Consider the following 17,937-nt stretch of genomic DNA (forward strand, 5'->3'; position numbering starts at 1 on the left):
GCGCGGGCAAGCGGCGGGCCGGCGGCCGGGCCGGTCCTTAGAATTCCCGTTTTGCCTGCCCCCAGCGCGCGCCCACCGGCACGCCCGCTCCCGATGACCCGCAAGCTCTTCGTCACCACCGCGCTGCCCTACGCCAACGGCCCGTTCCACATCGGCCACGTGATGGAGTACATCCAGGCCGACATCTGGGTGCGCCTGCAGCGCATGCGCGGCGCCGAGGTGCGCTTCGTCTGCGCCGACGACGCCCACGGCGCGCCGATCATGATCGCCGCCGAGAAGGCCGGGAAGACGCCGCAGCAGTTCGTCGCCGACATCGCCGCCGGCCGCAAGCAGTACCTCGACGGTTTCCACATCCAGTTCGACAACTGGCACTCGACCGACGGCCCGGAGAACCACGAGCTCGCGCAATCGATCTACCTCGCGCTGAAGGCCAACGACCTGATCGAGGTGCGCACGATCGAGCAGTTCTTCGACCCGGACAAGGGCATGTTCCTGCCCGACCGCTTCATCAAGGGCGAGTGCCCGAAGTGCGGCGCCAAGGACCAGTACGGCGACAACTGCGAGGTCTGCGGCGCCGTCTACGCGCCGACCGACCTGAAGAACCCGTATTCGGCGCTGTCCGGCGCGACGCCGGTGCTCAGGACCAGCGAGCACTTCTTCTTCAAGCTGTCGGACCCGCGCTGCGTCGAGTACCTGGAGAGCTGGACCCAGGACGGCCGCCTGCAACCCGAGGTCGCGAACAAGGTGCGCGAGTGGTTCGGCCGCGACGAGGCCGGCCAGGTCAGCCTGGGCGACTGGGACATCAGCCGCGACGCGCCCTACTTCGGCATCGAGATCCCCGGCGCGCCGGGCAAGTACTTCTACGTCTGGCTGGACGCCCCGGTGGGCTACCTGGCCTCGCTGAAGAACTGGTTCGTGAAGAACGTGCCGGGCGATGCCGGCGCCGCCTTCGACGCCTACCTCGCCCAGCCCGAGCTGGAGCAGGTGCACTTCATCGGCAAGGACATCGTCACCTTCCACACGCTGTTCTGGCCGGCGATGCTGAAGTTCAGCGGCCGCAAGACGCCCGACCGCGTCTACGTGCACGGCCACCTGACGGTCAGCGGCGAGAAGATGAGCAAGAGCCGCGGCACCGGCATCAGCCCGCTGCGCTACCTGGAGCTCGGCATGGACGCCGAGTGGCTGCGCTACTACATCGCCGCCAAGCTCAACGCCCGTGTCGAGGACCTGGACTTCAACCCCGAGGACTTCGTCGCCCGCGTCAACAGCGATCTGGTCGGCAAGTACGTCAACATCGCCAGCCGCGCCGCCGGTTTCCTGGCCAAGCGCTTCGGCGGCCGCCTGTCGGCCGACGTCGGCGTCGAGGGCCGCGCGCTGCTCGACGGCCTGCGCGCCCACGCCGGCGTCGTGCTCGAGCACTACGAGACGCGCGAGTACGGCAAGGCGCTGCGCGAGGTGATGCTGCTGGCCGACCGCGTCAACGAGTACGTCGACCAGAACAAGCCCTGGGAGCTGGCCAAGCAGGATGGCGCCGAGGCGAGGCTGCACGACGTCTGCACGGTCTGCATCGAGGCCTTCCGCCTGCTGACGCTGTACCTGAAGCCGGTGCTGCCGGCGACCGCCGCACGTGTCGAGGCCTTCCTCGGCATCGCGCCGCTGGCCTGGGACGACGCCGGCCGCGCGCTGGGCGGCCACACGATCGGCGCCTTCAGCCATCTGCTGCAGCGGGTCGACCCGAAGAAGCTCGACGCGCTGTTCGAGCCGCCGCCGGCCCCGGCCGCGCCGGTGCCCGGCGGCGAGCCGCTGGCCGCCGAGATCGCCATCGACGACTTCGTCAAGGTCGACCTGCGCATCGCGCGCATCGTCGCCGCCGAGGCGGTGGAAGGCAGCACCAAGCTGCTGCGCCTGACGCTGGACGTCGGCGAGGGCCGCATGCGCAACGTCTTCAGCGGCATCGCCGCGGCCTACAAGCCCGAGCAGCTGGCCGGCAAGCTGACGGTGGTCGTCGCCAACCTGGCGCCGCGCAAGATGAAGTTCGGCGTCAGCGAAGGCATGGTGCTGGCCGCCAGCCACGCCGACGAGAAGGCCCAGCCGGGCGTCTTCGTGCTCGAACCCTGGCCCGGCGCGCAGCCGGGCATGCGCATCCGCTGATCAGGCCAGCGGCAGGCGCACGCTGAAGCAGGAGCCGCGGTCGGGCTCGGATTCGAGCTCGATCGCGCCACCGTGCGCCTCGACGATCTGGCGCGCCAGCGCCAGGCCCAGGCCGGTGCCGTCGTAGCGCCGGCGCAGGTTCAGGCGGCGGAAGGGCTGGAACAGCTTGTCCTGGTCGGCCGGCGCAATGCCGATGCCGTTGTCGACGATGCTGATCCAGGCGACGCCGGCGTCGACGTCGGCGCTGACGCGCACCCGCGGCGTGCGCTCCGGCGGCACGAACTTCAGCGCGTTGGACAGCAGGTTCTGGAACAGCAGCGACAGCAGCGCCCGGTTGCCGTGCACCGTCGGCAAGTCGGCGACGTGCACGTCGGCACCGCGCTCGCGGATGCTCGCGGCCAGCGCCAGCAGCACCTCGTCGAGCAGCGGCCCCAGCGCCACCGGCTGCGTCGCCGGCGGTTCGCCGCGCTGCATGCGCACGTACTGCAGCACGTCGTCGAGCAGCGTGCGCATGCGCCGCGTCGCCTGCAGCATCAGGCCGAGGTAGCGCCGGCCGGGCTCGCTCAGGTGCTCGGCCTCGTCGTGTTCGAGCAGGCTGCCGAACTGCACGACGGTGTTCAGCGGCTCGCGCAGGTCGTGCGAGGCGATGCGCACGAACTGCTCCAGCCCGTCGTTGGCGCGGCGCAGCTCCTGCGAACGGGCCTCCAGGCGCTCGCGGGCGTCGTGCAGGTCGGCCTGGGCCGCCGCCAGCAACTGCGGCGGCACCAGCGCCGCGGCATACGCCAGGTAGACGTAGACCGTCTGCCAGGCCGCCAGCCGCGGCGGCGGCACGAAGACCCCGGTGCCCAAGGCCAGCGCGACCGTCAGCGACACCACCAGCGTCAGCGCCAGCAGCGCGGTGAACGACAGCACGAAGGCGCCCAGCAGCAGCGGCAGCGTCAGGTAGATGAACGGGAACGGCACCTGCGCCAGCGCCAGCAGCGTCAGGCCCACCGACAGCGGCAGCAGCACGACGAGCCGCGTGTCGTCCCAGCCGGCGGTCAGCGTCGCCGGGCCGTCGCGGCAGACGATGAACGCCAGCGGCAGCACCGACATCGCGCCGATCACGCTGCCTTCGTACCAGGGCAGCCAGACGCCTTCGACTGCGTCCAGCCCCTGCGGCGCCAGCATCGCCGTGCCGAGCGTCGCGCCGGCGAGCTGCGGCAGCAGCCCGCCGACGACCAGCAGCGTCGCCAGCGCCGGGGCCGAGCGCAGGCCGCGCTCGGGCAGGCGGGCACGCTGCACGCCCCAGGCACCCAGCGCCATCTCCAGCAGGTTGGGAGGCACGAAGCTCAGCGCCATCAGCGGCGCGTCGCCCTGCAGCAGGTTGGCCACGGCGTTGGCCGCGCCGGCCGCGGCCAGCAGCAGCGGCCAGCGCCGCCGCGGCTGGTGGGCCAGCGCCGCGACGCCGATCGCGTTGGCGAACCAGATGGTCGCGATGCTGCCGGGCTGGCGCGCGATGACCATCGACACCGTCGCCGAGACCAGCACCGCCAGCGCCAGCCAGGCGGCCAGACCCCAGGGCGAATCGCCTTCGCTCGCCGCCGATGACGGCTCGCGGCCGTTCACGGCTGGGGCGGGCGGCCGCGGGGCCGCGGCCGTGCCGGCTTGACACGCACGCGCCGCGCGTAGAGCACGATGCCGACCAGCGCCGCGAAGAAGACCAGCAGCACGCCCAGGCGCGTGGCCAGCGGCGCGCGGGCCGCCATCTCGTCGGACTGCAGCGGCTCCAGCCAGCGCCGCAGGACCGCCGCACGCTCGGGTTCGGGCACGGCGACGATGCCGGCGTCGAGGATGGCGCGCAGCTCGGGCCAGTCCGAGCGCACCGCGAAGCTGAGTTCGTAGTCGAAGCCGACCTCGCCGGCACTGGCCAGCCCGGCGAGCGAGTGCCGGCGGGCGACGAAGGCCGCGCTGGCGGCATCGACGACCGCGGCGTCGGCGCGGCCGTCGAGGACCGAACGCAGCGCCTGCAGGTCGTCGCTGACCGCCAGCCAGGCGACGCCGGGATACGAGCTGCGCACGAAGGGCTCGACGGCGTAGCCGGCGCCGACGGCGACCGGACGCCCCCGCATCGACGCCAGCGTCTTGCCCGCCTGGCCCTCGCGCACGACGAGCAGCGCCGGCACCTTGACGTAAGGCCGGGTGAACAGCAGGAAGGCCGAACGTTCGGGATTGGGCCGCAGCGAGGTCAGCAGGTCGGCCTCGCGCCGGCGCGCGCGCTCGAGCTGCTGCGACAGCGGCTGCGGAGGCAGCCAGCGCAGCTCGACGCCGGTGCGCTTTTGCACCAGCTGCAGCATTTCCACCGACAGGCCGGCGACGCGGCCGTCGTCCTCCACGTAGACGAAGGGGCCGTAGTCGCGTTCGGGCGCGGCGCGCAGCGTGCCGTGTTCGTTGAGCCAGGCCTGCTGCGCCGCGGTGATGACCGGCTGGGCCGCCGCCGCCAGCGGCAGCAGCAGCGCGGCCACCCAGGCCCGGAGCGCCGCGGCGCTCAAGCCGGCACCTGCCGGCGCAGCTGCACCGCCGCCGCGATGTCCAGCGGCTTGGTGACGTAGCCGGCGACGCAGCCGTAGCCCAGCGCACGTTCGCGGTCGGCCGGGTCGGCCGAAGAGCTGAGCATGACGATCGCCGAGCCGTTGCGCTGGGCGCGCGACAGCGCCTGGTAGGCGTCGAGGAACTCGAAGCCGTTCATGCCGGGCATGTTGATGTCCAGCAGGATCAGCTCGACGTGCGTGCCGCCGCCGCGAAGATGGTCCAGCGCGGCGCTGGCTTCCTCGAAGGCGATGACCTCGAAGTCCTCGCCGGCACGCTCCAGCACGATCCGCGTAAACAGCAGATCGGCTTCGCTGTCGTCGACGAGCATCACTCGACACACCACGGTCACCTCCCCTTCGCGGCGCCGGGTCGAGGTGCCCGGCGTCCTATCGTCGGCGCGAAGTGCGGAAATTGCACCTCAACCCGGACAAACCGGCAAGCCTGATGCCCGGGTGAATCAGGGCTGGTGGCATGATGTGCGTCATGCACCCAGCCGACGCCACGCCCGCCGACTCCCCGGTCGCGCTGCCGTCGCGCCGTCGGCGCTTCATCGCGCGCATGCATCACAGCGGCCCTCCGGGACCGGGATCCGTCCCCGTTCCTCGTTTCCCGGAGTCCGCATGTCCCCTTCCCGACTACACCGCTTCCGTCCGCGCCTGCTCGACGCGCTGACGACTTACGACCGACGCCGCTTCGCGGCCGACCTCGGCGCCGGCATCACCGTCGGCATCGTTGCCCTGCCGCTGGCGATGGCCTTCGCGATCGCCTCCGGCGTCAAGCCCGAGCAGGGCCTGTTCACGGCGATCATCGCCGGTTTCCTGATCGCCGCGCTCGGCGGCTCGCAGGTCCAGATCGGCGGCCCGGCCGGGGCCTTCATCGTCATCGTCTACGGCATCGTCGAGCGCTACGGCCTGGCGAACCTGCTGATCGCGACCTCGCTGGCCGGGGTGCTGATGTTCGTGATGGGGCTGTTCAAGCTCGGCGCGCTGGTGCGCTACGTGCCGGTGCCCATCGTCATCGGCTTCACCAACGGCATCGCGGTGCTGATCGGGCTGTCGCAGGTGAAGGACTTCCTCGGCCTGGAGACGCCCAAGCTGCCGGCCGACTTCTTCTCGCAGATCGCGGTGCTGGCGCGGCACGCGCACACGCTGAACCCGGCTGCGCTGGCGCTGGCCGCGGCGAGCCTGGCGATCGTCGTGCTCTGGCCCAAGTCCTACAAGATGCCGACGGCGCCCAGTGGCCTGCTGGCGCGGCTGCGGCGGCTGTCGGCGCACCTGCCGGGCACGATCGTCGCGCTGGTCGTGGCCACCGTCGCCACGGTGCTGCTGGACCTGCCGGTCGAGACCATCGGCAGCCGCTTCGGCGGCATCCCGCAGGCGCTGCCGGCCTTCGACCTGCCCGAGTTCAGCTGGACCACCGTCAAGCAGCTGCTGATCCCGACGGTGACGATCGCGCTGCTCGGCGCGATCGAGTCGCTGCTCTGCGCCCGCGTGGCCGACAACATGGCGCCGATCGCGCGCCACGACCCGAACCAGGAGCTGATGGCCCAGGGCGTGGCGAACTTCGTCACGCCGCTGTTCGGCGGCATCCCGGCCACCGGCACGATCGCGCGCACCGTGACCAACGTGCGTGCCGGCGCGCAGACGCCGGTGGCCGGCATCGTGCACGCCGCCACCGTGCTCGCCGTCGTGCTGCTGGCCGCGCCGCTGGCGCTGCACGTGCCGCTGGCGGCACTCGCCGGCATCCTGGCCTTCGTCGCCTGGAACATGGGCGAGTGGCGCGAGTTCGTTCGCCTGCGCCACTTCAGCGTCCAGTACCGCACGATCCTCGTCGGCACCTTCGCGCTGACGGTGATCTTCGACCTCACGGTCGCCGTCGAGGTCGGGCTGATCCTGGCCTGCGTGTTCTTCATCTACCGCATGAGCACGCTGTTCCGCGCCGAGCCGGTGGCCGACACGAGCGCGCCCGACGGCGTGAAGGTCGTCGAGGTCTTCGGCGCGCTGTTCTTCGGCGCCGTCGGCAAGATCGAGGCGCTGACGGCGCAGCCGCCGGGCACGCGCGCGCTGGTGCTGGACATGCACCGGCTGATCTCGATGGACACCTCGGGCCTGGAGGCGCTGGCGCAGCTGCACCGCGAACTGGAGCGCCGCGGCGTGCGCCTGGTGCTGGCCGCCGTCAACGAGCAGCCGCGTTCGCTGATCCGGCGCGCCGGCTTCGAAGACGAGATCGGCGCCGCCAACGTCACGGCGACGCTGGCCGAGGCCTACGCGGCGGCGCTGGCACCGGCGCCGACGGTGTCCGAGGCCGGCTGATCAGTCGTCGCCGGGATCGCCGTGCTCGTCGTCGCGGCGGTCCATGACGAGGGCGTAGATCCAGACGATGGCCAGGTAGACGATCGGCGCGCCCTGGGCCGCGACCCAGAAGCCGAACGGCGAGCCGAAGACGCTGAAGTCGAGTTCGCGCGCAAAGAACGCGACGACGAAGGTGACGACGAACCAGGCCGCCAGCAGCGCGCCGGTCAGGCGCCGGTTGCGCCGCCAGTCGCGGCGCCGGCGCTCGGCGCGGCGGCGCTGCGGGCTGTGGTTCATCGCCAGAAGCGCCGGACCTCGTCCAGCGGCGCCAGCGCGGCGGCGGCTTCGGCGCGCACGGCGTCCTCGCGCCCGGTGAGCCAGCCCAGCGCGAACGCCAGCCCGGGGTCCGACGGATCGGCGGCGGCCCGCGCGGCCAGCGTGGCGCGGGCGACGGCGTGGTCGTTGGCCTGGCCGAGGCCGTCGAGCGCCACGCGCAGCGCCTTCAGCGCTTGGCGGGCACGCCGCGGGCGCAGCGCCGGTTGCAGGAACTCGATCGCGTAGCGCAGGCGCTTGAGCCGCTTGCGCAGCCGGTGGCGCTGCTCGGTGTCCAGCCGGGCGAAGCGGCGGGCGTCGCGGCGCGCCTCGCGCCAGTCGGCCGCCAGGCGCGCCGCGGCGGCACGCTCCAGATGGCCGCCCGGCGTCTGCAGCGCCACCAGCGCCAGCGCCATCGTGCGCAGCATCAGCCGGGTGTAGCCCGGGGCAGCGACGACGGCGGCCGGCAGCGGGGCGTCGTCGGCGCCGGGCAAGGCCAGCGGCGGCGCGCCGGCCTCGGCCAGCGGCGCCAGCAGCGCGGCGGCGACCTCGGCGTCGCGGCTGGCGCCCAGCGCGGCGAAGGGCGCGGCCAGCGCCTCGTCGAGCGCCAGCGCGGCGGCCTCGTCGGGCGACCAGGCGGCGAAGACCTTCAGCGCGCTGCGCAGCCGGCGCAGGCCGACGCGCAGCTGGTGCAGCGTCTCGGCCTCGCCGGTGGCCGAGGCGATCTCGGCGCCGTTGGGCAGCACCTGGCGCAGCGCCGAATGCAGCATCGCGCCGAACGCCTGCGCCGTGCCGGCCGCGCTTGGCAGCTCGGGCGCCGTGGCGCGCACCGCCGGCACACGCTCCAGGCCGCGCGCCAGGCGCGTGCCGCGTTCGGCCTTGGTGCGAACGTCCAGCCACAGGCCGTGGCGCGCCACCCACTGCTCGGCCAGCGCCAGCAGCGCCGCCGGCGGGCCGGACAGCAGCTCGAACTCGATCTCGCAGACCGCGGCGCTGCGTTCGCCGGCGACGATGCGACCTTCGTCGAGCGCGATCTCGATCACCGCGCCGCCGGAACGCACGCGGCGCAGCTGGCGCACGATCTCGGTGCGGTAACGCTCGATCAGCGGCGCGCCGTCGGCCAGCAGCCGGGCCAGCGCGTCGCCGGCCGGGGTGCCGGCGTGGCGCGCCGGGTCCAGCACCGGGGCGGCAGCGGTGTCGGGCAGCTCGACCTCGTGCTCCAGGCGGTCCATCAGGCCGTCGCCGCGGCCCTTGAGCGTCTGCACCCAGCGCGTGCCCTCGCGCCGCAGACGCAGCGCGAAGCCGGCGCGCGCCAGGCGCTCGTCGGCGGTGTCGGCGTAGGCGGCGGCCAGCGGCAGCACACGCGCGGTCTTCGTCGCGACGGCGCGCTGCACCCGGTCGCGCGCAGCGGCCGGAATCTGGAACTTCAGCTCGATTTCCCTCATGCCTGTCCTTGGGGCGAAGCGGGCGCGCGGGCGGCCCGGCCGGTAAACTCGTGAGTCGCCCGAATTGTCGCTTCCGCGCCGCTTATGCCCCCGTTCTTCCGCAAGCCCTACACCTCCGACGTCACCGACTTCATCGCCAAGCTGAAGGAACAGCGTCCGTCGCTCGAAGACGAACAGCGCGCCGGCCGCGCGCTGCTGTGGGACAAGGCGGTCGACCGCGAGGCGCTGCAGGCCTGGCGCCAGGCGCGCGTGCCGCAGCAGCCCTACGTCTACCAGCCCAAGGGCCGCTGAAGCGCCCTTGGACTCGCCCGCCCTGCCCGAGGCGCTGCCGACCGCGGAAGCGGCAGCCGAACCGGCCGCACAGGACGTCGTGGACCAGGTCGCCGTCGCCCGCCTGTACGGCGAGCCGCTGTTCAGGCTGCCGCAGGACCTCTACATCCCGCCGGATGCGCTGGAGGTCTTCCTCGAGGCCTTCGAAGGCCCGCTGGACCTGCTGCTCTACCTGATCCGCAAGCAGAACTTCAACATCCTCGACATCCCGCTGGCTGACGTCACGCGCCAGTACCTGGACTACGTCGAGCAGCTGCGGCGGCGCAATCTCGAGCTCGCCAGCGAGTACCTGCTGATGGCGGCGATGCTCATCGAGATCAAGTCGCGCATGCTGCTGCCGCCCAAGAAGAACCCGGACGGCAGCGAACCCGAGGACCCGCGCGCCGAGCTCGTGCGCCGGCTCATCGAGTACGAGCAGATCAAGCTCGCCGCCGCGCGCCTGGACGCGCTGCCGGTGATGGGCCGCGACTTCCTGCGCGCCCAGGTCTACGTCGAACAGTCGCTGGCGCCGCGTTTCCCCGACGTCGACCCCGACGACCTGCGCGCCGCCTGGGCCGACATCCTCAAGCGCGCCCGGCTCAACCAGCACCACACGATCTCGCGCGAGCAGCTCTCGGTGCGCGAGTTCATGACCGTCGTGCTGCGCCGGCTGCAGGGGCGGCGCTTCGTCGAGTTCCAGGAGCTGTTCGACGTGGCACGCGGCGCGCCGGTGCTGGTCGTCACCTTCATCGCGATGCTGGAGCTGGCGCGCGAGCACCTCGTCGAGGTGACCCAGGCCGAGGCCTTCGCGCCGATCTACGTGCGCCTGGCCTACCAGCCGGCCTGATCAGACCTTCTCGGTCTGCTCGGGCAGGGCCGCGCCCTGGCGCAGCGGCAGCGACAGCGAGAACACCGAGCCGCGGCCGGGCCGCGAGCAGACGCGCACCTCGCTGCCGATCAGCACGCCCAGCCGGCGCACGATGGCCAGCCCCAGGCCGAGGCCGCGCCGCTGAAGCGCCGGGACCATGCCGCGCACCTGGAAGAACTCGTCGAACACGCGCGGCAGGTGCTGCGCGTCGATGCCGACGCCGGTGTCCCAGACCTGCAGCAGCAGCCGCCCGCCGCGGCGGCGGCAGGCGACCAGCACGCCGCCGTGCTCGGTGTAGCGGATCGCGTTGCCGAGCAGGTTGTGCAGCACGCGCTCGACCAGCACCGGGTCGGCGAAGGCCGCGTGCTGCGCGCCGTGGAAACGCAGCACCAGGCGCTTGTGTTCGGCCAGCGGCTCGAAGTGCAGGCGCAGCCGGGCGAACAGGGGCTGCATCGCCAGCGGCCGCGGGCGCGGCTCGATGCCGCCGGAGTCCAGCCGCGTCAGGTCCAGCAGCTCGCCGAACAGCTCGTCGAGCGCACGCACCGAGGCGTCGACGCCCTGCACCAGCGCCGCGACCTCGGGCTCGTGCGGGCGCTGCTGCAAGGCCTCGACGTACAGCGACATCGCGTGCAGCGGCTGGCGCAGGTCGTGACTGGCAGCGGCGAAGAACTGGGTCTTGGCGCGCGACGCCGCCTCGGCCGCGCGCCGCGCCGCCTCGGCTTCGGCCTTCTCGACCCGCAGCTGGCCGGCCAGCTCGTCGGTGCGGGCCTTGAGCCGGATCGCCTCGTGCAGCGCGCTGCCGTGGGCGCGCGCCATCACCCAGGTGACGACGAACAGGCTGGCGACGACGGCCGCCAGTTCCAGATGGCCGTCGAGCGAGTCGTCGCTGGCCACACGCAGCACGGTGGCACCGAGCACCAGCCCGTTGTAGGCCAGGAACAGGCCGCGCTGCGAGGCCAGGAGCTGCACCGACGCCAGGCAGAAGCTGTAGAGCACGAGCAGCAGCACCGTCGTGTGCGCCAAGGGCCCGCGGCCCCAGAACAGCCAGACCGCGGCGGCCCAGAGCGCGCCGTGCACCAGCACCAGCAGGCCCCAGCTGCGGCGCCAGGCGTGCAGGCGCTGCTCGTCGGCCGGGCCGCGCCGTGTCCAGCGCAGGTAGTGCAGCAGGCGCAGCGCCCAGACGATGGAGAAGGCGCCGACCCAGGCGAGCAGCACGCGGCGGGAGGAGTACCCGCCGAAGGCCATCAGCACCAGGCCCAGGCCGAAGGCGTCGCCGACCAGCATCGCCGGCGCCTGGCGGTACAGCGCCCGCAAGGCGTCGGCCGGCGATCCGGCGGGCAGAGACTGCGGCGCCCCGGACCGGGGACAGGCCGCGGGAGCGAGCGTCACGGCCGCGGCGGCGTCCAGCCGTTCTGACGCTGCATCATCTGGCTGACCGCCAGCACGGCCTGCGTGCGCGTGCTGACGCCCAGCGCGCGCAGCACCGCGGCGACGTGGTCCTTGACGGTTTCCACCGACAGGTCGAGTTCGCGCGCGATCAGCTTGTTCGGCAGGCCCTTGAGCAGCAGGCCCAGCACCTCGCCCTGGCGCGGCGTCAGGCCGATGCGCGCCAGCGACGGCGCCTCCTGGTGCGGCTCGGGCTGGGCGCGTTCGCCCAGCGGTGCGTCGGGCACCATGTACAGCGCGCTGGGCACGGTCTCGGCGGGGTCGGCCGGCGGCCGCGCGTCCAGGCCGAGCATGTTGGGCGGCACGTACAGGCCGCCGGACATCACCATGCGCAGCGCCTCGCACAGCGCCTTGTTCGAGGTGCGCTTGGGCACGAAGCCCATCGCGCCGAGATCGATCGCGCGGATGACGTCGCTGGCGCGGTCGGACGCCGAGACGACGACCACCGGCAGCTCGGGGTAGGCGGCGCGGAACTCGGCCAGCACCTGGAAGCCGTCGGCGTCGCCCAGCGCCAGGTCGAGCAGCACGAGGTCGTGGGCGGCGTCGAGCTTCAGGGCCTCGCGGGCGGCTTCGGCGCTGGCCACACCGAGCACGGCGACGTCGTCGCCCATGCCGCGGATGACCGCCTGAAGGGCCGAGAGGATCAGCGGATGGTCGTCGACCAGCAGGACTTTCATGGTCCCTCCCCACGCCGTCGCGGATGCGTTCGGGGGATTCTGGGCTCGACCTCCTCGCGCCGGTTCACCCCCCGTTTGGGGAACGTCGTCCGGGAGAACGACGCGGCCTCAGCGCGTGATCCACTCCAGCAGCGGCGCCCATTGCGCGAGGTCGCGCTCGACACGGCCGGGCGCGACGTCCCACAGCGTCAGCCCGCGCGCGGCCAGCTGCACGTAGTTCTGCGTGTCGCGCAGCGAGGCGAGCACCGGCACCGGCAGCGTGCGCAGGTACTGCTGCAGCTGCTCGTGGGCCAGCGTGTGCTCGCGCACGCGCATCGCCACCAGGCCGATCGCCAGATCGGCGCCGCGCTTGTGCTCGCGCAGCGCCTGCACGAAGGCGTGCGTGGCCTGGATGTCGAACAGGCTCGCCTGCAGCGGGATCAGCATGCGGTCGGCAATCTTCAGCACCGCGTCCAGGCGCTTGCCGTGCAGGCCGGCCGGCGTGTCCAGCACGACGTGCGTCGTGCCCTTGGGCGGGCGCACGATCTCGCCCGGCTCGACGTCCCAGCCGCGGATCGGCGGCAGCGCCGCCGGGCGCTGCGCCAGCCACTGGCGCGCGGACTGCTGCCGGTCGACGTCGCCCAGCATCACGGCGCAACCGTGCGCGGCCAGGCAGCCGGCGACGTTGGTCGCCAGCGTGCTCTTGCCGACGCCGCCCTTGGGGTTGGCGATGACGATGACCGGCATCCGGAGGTCTCCTGCTCGCTTCAGACGCGGGCGATGGTAGCGGCCCCGGCGCCGGGGCCGCCATTCAGTGCAGCCCGTCCCAGAGCAGCTTGATGCCGGTGAGCAGCATGCCCAGCTCGAACAGCCGGTAGAAGGCCGCCGGCGACACGCGCTGGGCCAGCTTCAGCCCCAGCCAGACGCCCAGCGGCGCGAACGGCACCAGCACCGCCGAGGTGACGAGGTTGCGCACGTCGATCAGCCCGAGCCAGGCGTACGGGATCCACTTCGCCATGTTGACGACCGCGAACACCACCGCCAGCGTCGCCGTGAAGACGATGGGCTTCAACTTCAGCGGCAGCACGTAGAAGCCCATCGGCGGCCCGCCGGCGTGGGCGACGAAGCTGGTGAAGCCCGAGACCACGCCGTAGACGAAGCCCAGCCAGCGCGGCGGCGGCGGCGCGTCGGCCTTGGCCGGGAAGAACTTGCGCATCGCCAGGAACACCAGCGTCAGCGCGCCGACGACGCCGGACACCGCCGCCGCCGACAGCCAGCCGAAGAGCAGCGTGCCGATGACGATGCCGACCAGGCTGGCCGGCACCAGCAGCCGCACCAGCGTGCGGTCGCACTGGCGCACCAGCGCGGCCAGGCCGAGCACGTCCATCACGACGAGCAGCGGCAGCATGATCGCCGCGGCCTGCGGCACCGGCACCGCCAGCGCCATCAGCGGCACGCCCAGGGCGCCGAAGCCGGCGCCGAAACCGCTCTTGGAGATGCCGACGAGCAGCACCGCCGGGATCGCCACGGCGTAGAACCAGGGGTCGGTGATCACCGAGCCCCCGGCCAGCGACGCGAACATCAGACCAGGCGGCAGGCCTCGGCGAAGGAGAGCCGCGGCAGGCGCGGGTGGACCTTCGTCGGGTCACCGTGGCCCAGCGTGCAGATGAAGTTGGTGCGTACCGCGGTGCCGGCCCAGTACTCGGCGTCGGCCTTGGCGGTGTCGAAGCCGCTCATCGGGCCGCAGTCCAGGCCGAGCGCGCGCGCCGCGAGGATCAGGTAGGCGCCCTGCAGCGAGGAGTTGCGCAGCGCGGTCTCGGCGATCAGCGTCTCGTTGCCGGCGAACCAGGCGCGTGCGTCGGCGTGCGGGAAGAGCTGCGGCAGCTTGTCGTGGAACGCCAGGTCCATGCCGATGATCGCCGTCACCGGCGCTTCCAGCACCTTCTGGCGGTTGCCGGGGCTGACGATCTCGGCCAGGCGTGCACGCGCCTCGGGCGTGCGCACGAAGACGAAACGCGCGGGGCCGCCGTTGACGGCGGTCGGGCCCCACTTCAGCAGTTCGTAGAGCTGTTCGAGCGTGGCGTCGGCCACGGGCTCCGGGCGGTAGCCGTTCTGGGTACGCGCCGCGGTGAAGAGTTGTTCGGTGGTGATGTTCATCGACGTATCGGAAACCGGGTCAAGGGCGCCCGGCGACAATGCGACGATGTTCCAACCGAATCAGGCCGACGTCAGGCGCTTCTTCTGCGGTGCTTATGCGAAATTCCGCGAAGGCGCTCCGGTCGATGCGATGGAGGCGATCGCGACACGCTGGATCGCCGAGCACCCCGAGTATCACGCCGAACTCGCCGACGTGACGGCTGCCCTGGCGGCCGACTACGCCATAGACGCCGGGCGCACCAACCCGTTCCTGCATCTGTCAATGCACCTTTCGATCGAGGAGCAGTGCAGCATCGACCAGCCGACCGGCATCCGCCAGGCCGTCGCGCTGCTGGCGGCACGGCGCAACTCGCTGCACGCCGCGCACCACGAGGTCATGGACTGCCTGGGCGAGATGCTCTGGACCTCGCAGAGGAGCGGCCTGCCGCCCGACGGCCAGGCCTATCTCGAAGCCGTTCGCCGCCGCGCGACCACCTGAGGCGGCCGCGCGGGCCGGGTCACTTCACCGTGACCCAGGAGTACTCGAACCAGTTGTCGGCGCGGTGCACGACCTCGACGTTCGTGCGCTCGGCCCAGGGGATCACCTGGCGGTGCAGCGGGATCAGGTGCACCTGCTGCGTGTACTCGCGCAAGGCGGCCTTGACCAGGTCCTCGCGCTTCTTCGGGTCGGCTTCCGCACTGGAGGCCTTGGCGAGTTCCTCGAACTTGTCGTTCTTCACGCGGCCGTAGTTGAAGGCGCCGACGCCCTTCTCGCCAGGCGCACGCATCACCGGCGTGATCGCGACCTCGGCGTCGGTGATCGCGCCGCCCCAGCCGAGCATGTACAGGCTGGTGTCGTACTTCTCCAGCTTGGGGAAGTAGACCGCACGCGGCATCGCGTTGACGCGCAGCTTGACGCCGATCTTGGCCCACATCTGCGCCAGCGCGAGGCAGATCTCCTCGTCGTTGACGTAGCGGTTGTTCGGGCAGTCCAGCGTCACCTCGAAGCCGTTGGCGTAGCCGGCCTCGGCCAGCAGCGCACGCGCACGGGCCAGGTCGAAGGGCAGCCGGGCCTCGAGCGCCGGGTCGTTGTAGGCGCCCAGCGGCGACGGCGTGATGCCGCCGGTGGGCAGGCTCTGGCCGTTCATCAGCTTGGTCTTCAGCGTCTCGATGTCGATCGCCTGGTACAGCGCGCGGCGCACGCGAACGTCCTTGAACGGGTTCTTGCCCTTGACGCTGGAGTACAGCAGCTCGTCGCGCGACTGGTCCATGCCGATGAACAGCACGCGGTTCTCCGGGCCGTCGACGATCTTCACGCCCGCGGTCGAGCGCAGCCGCGGCACGTCGCGCGGCGCCGGGTCGAGCACGAAGTCGATCTCGCCGGAGACCAGCGCCGCCAGCCGCGTCGCGTCGTTGGCGACCGGCGTATAGACGACCTGCTGCACGTTGCCTTCGAAGCGCCCCCACCAGTTCGGGTTGCGCTTGTAGACCGTCTTGATGCCCGGCGCGCGGCTCACGACCATGTACGGGCCGGTGCCGTTGGCGTTGAAGGAGGCGTAGCTCTCCTCCTTGTTCTTGAAGTCCAGCGGCTTGGCGACCTTGTTTTTCTCGGACCACGACTTGCTCATGATCCACAGCGGCGCCGCGATGTGCTGCAGGAAGATCGGGTTGACCTGCTGCAGCCGGAACTCCACCGTCAGCGGGTCGATCGCCACCGGCGTGCCGACCGCGTTGGCGTAGACGCTGATCTGCGAGGTCGGCTCCTTGGCGCGGTTCATCGAGAACACGACGTCGTCGGCGGTGAACGGCGAGCCGTCGTGGAACCTGACGTTGGGCCGCAGCTTGAAGCGCCAGGTCAGCGGCCCGGTCTGCTTCCACTCGGTGGCCAGCGCCGGCACCAGGCCGAGCTGGCGGTCGCGCCCGACCAGGCCTTCGTAGACCTGGCCGTTCATCGAGTTGGTCAGCATCTCGTTCTGCGAGTGCGGGTCCAGGGTCTGCAGGTCGCCCTGGCTGGCCCAGCGCAGCGTCTGGGCGCCGGCACTGCCGGCGGCCAGGCCGGCGGCGAGCACGGCGCACGTGATCCACGATCTCATCGTCTCTCCCGGTGAGTGGCAAAGCGGTCGCAGGGGGGCGCGCCGTGCGCGCCCGGGGAGGCTCAGGCGGCATCGAAGCCTTCTTCGGCCAGCGCGGCGGCGAAGGTCTCGGCCGGCTGCGAGGACTCGATGCGCACGAGGTGCGTCGGCAGGTCGATGGCCACGCGCGCGGCGGCGTCGATGCGCTGCACCGTCTCGGTGACGGTCTTCACGCAATGGCCGCAGGTCATCGTCGGCAGGGTGAGTTCGATCATGGGGGCGAGCCTCCTGGAGCTGTTGTCGCCCCGAAGGGTAACGCGAGCGGCAGGCCGCCGGCGCGCGGGGTCAACGCCGGGCGCGGGCGAGCTCGGGCGGCAGCCAGAGCTCGTCGAGCGAGCGGCCGGCCCAGTTCTGCGCCGGCTCGCGGCCGACGATGCGGTCGTTGGCGGACTGCGCCAGATCCAGCCGCTGCGGCGGGATCGGCATCGACGACTTGGTCGAGTAGAAGAGGTTGATCACCGGCGCCGCCGGCTTTCCGGCGTTCTGCTCGACGACGATGCCGATGCGGCCGGACTCCATGCGCACCAGCGAGCCGGTCGGGTAGATGCCGACGCTGCGCACGAAGGCGGCGAGGATGGTCTCGTCGAAGTGGCCCTTCCACGAGACCATGCGGGCGATCGACTCGGCCGGGTCCCAGCCCGACTTGTACGGACGGTTGGAGGTGACGGCGTCGTAGACGTCGCAGACCGCGCCCATGCGCGCCAGCCGGGTCAGCGACTCGCCGGAGCGCTTGTGCGGGTAACCGGTGCCGTCGACGCGCTCGTGGTGGTGCAGGCAGACCTCGAGCGCATCCTCGCTGGCGCCGCGCGCCTCCTGCAGCAGGTCGTGGCCGCGCTCGGGGTGCGAGCGCATGACGTCGAACTCCTGGTCGGTCAGCTTGCCGGGCTTGTTCAGCACGTCCGACGGCATCAGCGCCTTGCCGATGTCGTGCAGCAGCCCGGCCAGGCCCAGGCGGCGGCATTCGGCGTCGGTGGCGCCGAGCTGGCGGCCGAGCGCGACCATCAGCGCGCAGACCGCCACCGAATGCATGTAGGTGTAGTCGTCGTGGGTCTTCAGCCGCGCCAGGCTGACCAGCGCGCCGGGGTTGCGGAACACCGACTCGGTGACCTCCTCGACCAGCGGCATGCAGGCCTCGCCGTCGATCGCGCGGCCAAGCCGGGCGTCGCTGAACATCGAGACGACGGCCTCGCGGCCTCGTTTGCAGACCGAGGCCGCGGCCTGCAGCTCCTCGGCCATCGAGGTGGAGGCCGGGCGCGGCGCCGGGGCGGGCGTGGGCGCCGTCGTTACCGGCGGCGCGGGTGCACGCGGGCGCACGTCGAGCGCCGGTGCCGGCACGTCGAGGCCGAGTTCGGTGTCGATCCAGCACTCGCGCACGCCGCTGTCTTGCACCTGGGCCAGCGTCTTCGCATCCTCGATGACGAATCGGGTGCGCCAGAACGGATGGTCCATCCACGAACCTTCGAAGGCGTGGAGGTGCATTCCCAGACGGAGTTCGGTGACCGGAATCTTCTTCAGCATGGACGCAGGCAGAACGCTCTCCGCGCCGAATCGATGACGGCCGGCGTCGGACGTTTGCATGATGCGTCAGAACACATCGCGCTCCGGCGAAATCAAGGCCGG

18 protein-coding genes are annotated in these 17,937 nt (G+C 72.0%); 5 read left to right on the plus strand and 13 right to left on the minus strand.

What is annotated here, in order from left to right:
• Positions 1-93: 93 nt before the first annotated feature.
• Positions 94-2,151 (plus strand): methionine--tRNA ligase, encoded by a 2,058-nt coding sequence (metG, locus tag RGE_RS17935; RefSeq protein WP_014429866.1) that lies wholly within the window; start codon positions 94-96, stop codon positions 2,149-2,151.
• Here metG and RGE_RS17940 read toward each other — a convergent pair whose 3' ends face one another.
• Genes RGE_RS17940 through RGE_RS17950 form a run of 3 tightly spaced genes read right to left on the minus strand, consistent with a single transcriptional unit; the run spans position 2,152 to position 5,065 of the window.
• Positions 2,152-3,759 (minus strand): sensor histidine kinase, encoded by a 1,608-nt coding sequence (locus RGE_RS17940; RefSeq protein ID WP_014429867.1) that lies wholly within the window; start codon positions 3,757-3,759, stop codon positions 2,152-2,154.
• Positions 3,756-4,682: a transporter substrate-binding domain-containing protein gene (locus tag RGE_RS17945; RefSeq protein WP_148280223.1), complete on the minus strand. Its 927-nt coding sequence runs from the start codon at positions 4,680-4,682 to the stop codon at positions 3,756-3,758. The genes RGE_RS17940 and RGE_RS17945 overlap by 4 nt, the downstream gene beginning before the upstream one ends.
• The gene (locus RGE_RS17950; RefSeq protein WP_232504953.1) at positions 4,679-5,065 is read right to left on the minus strand and encodes a response regulator; all 387 of its coding nucleotides are present in this window, start codon (positions 5,063-5,065) and stop codon (positions 4,679-4,681) included. Before RGE_RS17950 ends, RGE_RS17945 begins: the two co-directional genes overlap by 4 nt.
• Before the next feature lie 277 nt (positions 5,066-5,342).
• Between RGE_RS17950 and RGE_RS17955 the strand changes: the two genes are divergently transcribed.
• Positions 5,343-7,034 (plus strand): SulP family inorganic anion transporter, encoded by a 1,692-nt coding sequence (locus RGE_RS17955; protein ID WP_014429870.1) that lies wholly within the window; start codon positions 5,343-5,345, stop codon positions 7,032-7,034.
• Here RGE_RS17955 and RGE_RS17960 read toward each other — a convergent pair whose 3' ends face one another.
• Both RGE_RS17960 and RGE_RS23370 read right to left on the minus strand, forming a co-directional pair.
• Entirely contained in the window at positions 7,035-7,310 is a 276-nt protein-coding gene (locus tag RGE_RS17960) for a DUF4212 domain-containing protein (protein ID WP_014429871.1), read from the minus strand. It abuts the gene before it with no gap.
• Positions 7,307-8,770 carry a CHAD domain-containing protein gene (locus RGE_RS23370; RefSeq protein WP_014429872.1) on the minus strand — a complete coding sequence of 488 codons (1,464 nt, stop codon included), beginning with the start codon at positions 8,768-8,770 and terminating at the stop codon, positions 7,307-7,309. The genes RGE_RS17960 and RGE_RS23370 overlap by 4 nt, the downstream gene beginning before the upstream one ends.
• A gap of 84 nt (positions 8,771-8,854) precedes the next feature.
• Here RGE_RS23370 and RGE_RS17970 point away from each other — a divergent pair, with 84 nt between their 5' ends.
• Together RGE_RS17970 and RGE_RS17975 are read left to right on the plus strand one after the other, a co-directional pair.
• Positions 8,855-9,061, plus strand: a complete 207-nt coding sequence (locus tag RGE_RS17970) for a DUF3460 family protein (RefSeq protein WP_014429873.1) — start codon at positions 8,855-8,857, stop codon at positions 9,059-9,061.
• Positions 9,062-9,068: 7 nt separating this feature from the next.
• The gene (locus RGE_RS17975; protein ID WP_014429874.1) at positions 9,069-9,926 is read left to right on the plus strand and encodes a segregation and condensation protein A; all 858 of its coding nucleotides are present in this window, start codon (positions 9,069-9,071) and stop codon (positions 9,924-9,926) included.
• Here the strand turns inward: RGE_RS17975 and RGE_RS17980 are convergent, their stop codons facing one another.
• The 5 genes from RGE_RS17980 to RGE_RS18000 form a co-directional block, all read right to left on the minus strand.
• Positions 9,927-11,336, minus strand: coding sequence for a sensor histidine kinase (locus RGE_RS17980; RefSeq protein ID WP_232504954.1), 1,410 nt, complete (start codon positions 11,334-11,336; stop codon positions 9,927-9,929).
• A complete protein-coding gene (locus RGE_RS17985) occupies positions 11,333-12,070 on the minus strand; it encodes a response regulator (RefSeq protein ID WP_014429876.1) in 738 nt (245 codons plus the stop codon). Before RGE_RS17985 ends, RGE_RS17980 begins: the two co-directional genes overlap by 4 nt.
• A gap of 108 nt (positions 12,071-12,178) precedes the next feature.
• Positions 12,179-12,796 carry a ParA family protein gene (locus RGE_RS17990; protein WP_014429877.1) on the minus strand — a complete coding sequence of 206 codons (618 nt, stop codon included), beginning with the start codon at positions 12,794-12,796 and terminating at the stop codon, positions 12,179-12,181.
• A gap of 64 nt (positions 12,797-12,860) precedes the next feature.
• The gene (locus RGE_RS17995) at positions 12,861-13,631 is read right to left on the minus strand and encodes a sulfite exporter TauE/SafE family protein (RefSeq protein WP_014429878.1); all 771 of its coding nucleotides are present in this window, start codon (positions 13,629-13,631) and stop codon (positions 12,861-12,863) included.
• Complete coding sequence (locus RGE_RS18000) at positions 13,631-14,206, minus strand: malonic semialdehyde reductase (RefSeq protein ID WP_014429879.1); 576 nt, start codon at positions 14,204-14,206, stop codon at positions 13,631-13,633. Before RGE_RS18000 ends, RGE_RS17995 begins: the two co-directional genes overlap by 1 nt.
• A 46-nt stretch (positions 14,207-14,252) precedes the next feature.
• On the opposite strand from RGE_RS18000, the gene RGE_RS18005 reads away from it, so the two are divergent.
• The gene (locus RGE_RS18005; protein WP_014429880.1) at positions 14,253-14,684 is read left to right on the plus strand and encodes a DUF1841 family protein; all 432 of its coding nucleotides are present in this window, start codon (positions 14,253-14,255) and stop codon (positions 14,682-14,684) included.
• 19 nt (positions 14,685-14,703) lie between these two features.
• Here RGE_RS18005 and RGE_RS18010 read toward each other — a convergent pair whose 3' ends face one another.
• From RGE_RS18010 to RGE_RS18020, 3 genes are all read right to left on the minus strand, one after another.
• Entirely contained in the window at positions 14,704-16,278 is a 1,575-nt protein-coding gene (locus RGE_RS18010) for an ABC transporter substrate-binding protein (RefSeq protein WP_014429881.1), read from the minus strand.
• Between the two features lie 62 nt (positions 16,279-16,340).
• Positions 16,341-16,532, minus strand: a complete 192-nt coding sequence (locus RGE_RS18015; protein WP_014429882.1) for a heavy-metal-associated domain-containing protein — start codon at positions 16,530-16,532, stop codon at positions 16,341-16,343.
• Between the two features lie 70 nt (positions 16,533-16,602).
• Complete coding sequence (locus tag RGE_RS18020; protein ID WP_014429883.1) at positions 16,603-17,835, minus strand: HD-GYP domain-containing protein; 1,233 nt, start codon at positions 17,833-17,835, stop codon at positions 16,603-16,605.
• Positions 17,836-17,937: the final 102 nt, after the last annotated feature.

Source organism: Rubrivivax gelatinosus IL144, from assembly GCF_000284255.1.
Taxonomy (GTDB): Bacteria; Pseudomonadota; Gammaproteobacteria; order Burkholderiales; family Burkholderiaceae_C; genus Rubrivivax; species Rubrivivax gelatinosus_A.

What these genes read in the sequence shown, in the direction of transcription:
- RGE_RS18020 (WP_014429883.1), bottom strand. Translation starts at nt 17,835, where the DNA reads ATGCTGAAGAAGATTCCGGTCACCGAACTCCGTCTGGGAATGCACCTC.
- RGE_RS17955 (WP_014429870.1), top strand. Translation starts at nt 5,343, where the DNA reads ATGTCCCCTTCCCGACTACACCGCTTCCGTCCGCGCCTGCTCGACGCG.
- RGE_RS18015 (WP_014429882.1), bottom strand. Translation starts at nt 16,532, where the DNA reads ATGATCGAACTCACCCTGCCGACGATGACCTGCGGCCATTGCGTGAAG.
- RGE_RS17985 (WP_014429876.1), bottom strand. Translation starts at nt 12,070, where the DNA reads ATGAAAGTCCTGCTGGTCGACGACCATCCGCTGATCCTCTCGGCCCTT.
- RGE_RS18000 (WP_014429879.1), bottom strand. Translation starts at nt 14,206, where the DNA reads ATGAACATCACCACCGAACAACTCTTCACCGCGGCGCGTACCCAGAAC.
- metG (WP_014429866.1), top strand. Translation starts at nt 94, where the DNA reads ATGACCCGCAAGCTCTTCGTCACCACCGCGCTGCCCTACGCCAACGGC.
- RGE_RS18010 (WP_014429881.1), bottom strand. Translation starts at nt 16,278, where the DNA reads ATGAGATCGTGGATCACGTGCGCCGTGCTCGCCGCCGGCCTGGCCGCC.
- RGE_RS17990 (WP_014429877.1), bottom strand. Translation starts at nt 12,796, where the DNA reads ATGCCGGTCATCGTCATCGCCAACCCCAAGGGCGGCGTCGGCAAGAGC.
- RGE_RS17995 (WP_014429878.1), bottom strand. Translation starts at nt 13,631, where the DNA reads ATGTTCGCGTCGCTGGCCGGGGGCTCGGTGATCACCGACCCCTGGTTC.
- RGE_RS18005 (WP_014429880.1), top strand. Translation starts at nt 14,253, where the DNA reads ATGTTCCAACCGAATCAGGCCGACGTCAGGCGCTTCTTCTGCGGTGCT.
- RGE_RS23370 (WP_014429872.1), bottom strand. Translation starts at nt 8,770, where the DNA reads ATGAGGGAAATCGAGCTGAAGTTCCAGATTCCGGCCGCTGCGCGCGAC.
- RGE_RS17960 (WP_014429871.1), bottom strand. Translation starts at nt 7,310, where the DNA reads ATGAACCACAGCCCGCAGCGCCGCCGCGCCGAGCGCCGGCGCCGCGAC.
- RGE_RS17970 (WP_014429873.1), top strand. Translation starts at nt 8,855, where the DNA reads ATGCCCCCGTTCTTCCGCAAGCCCTACACCTCCGACGTCACCGACTTC.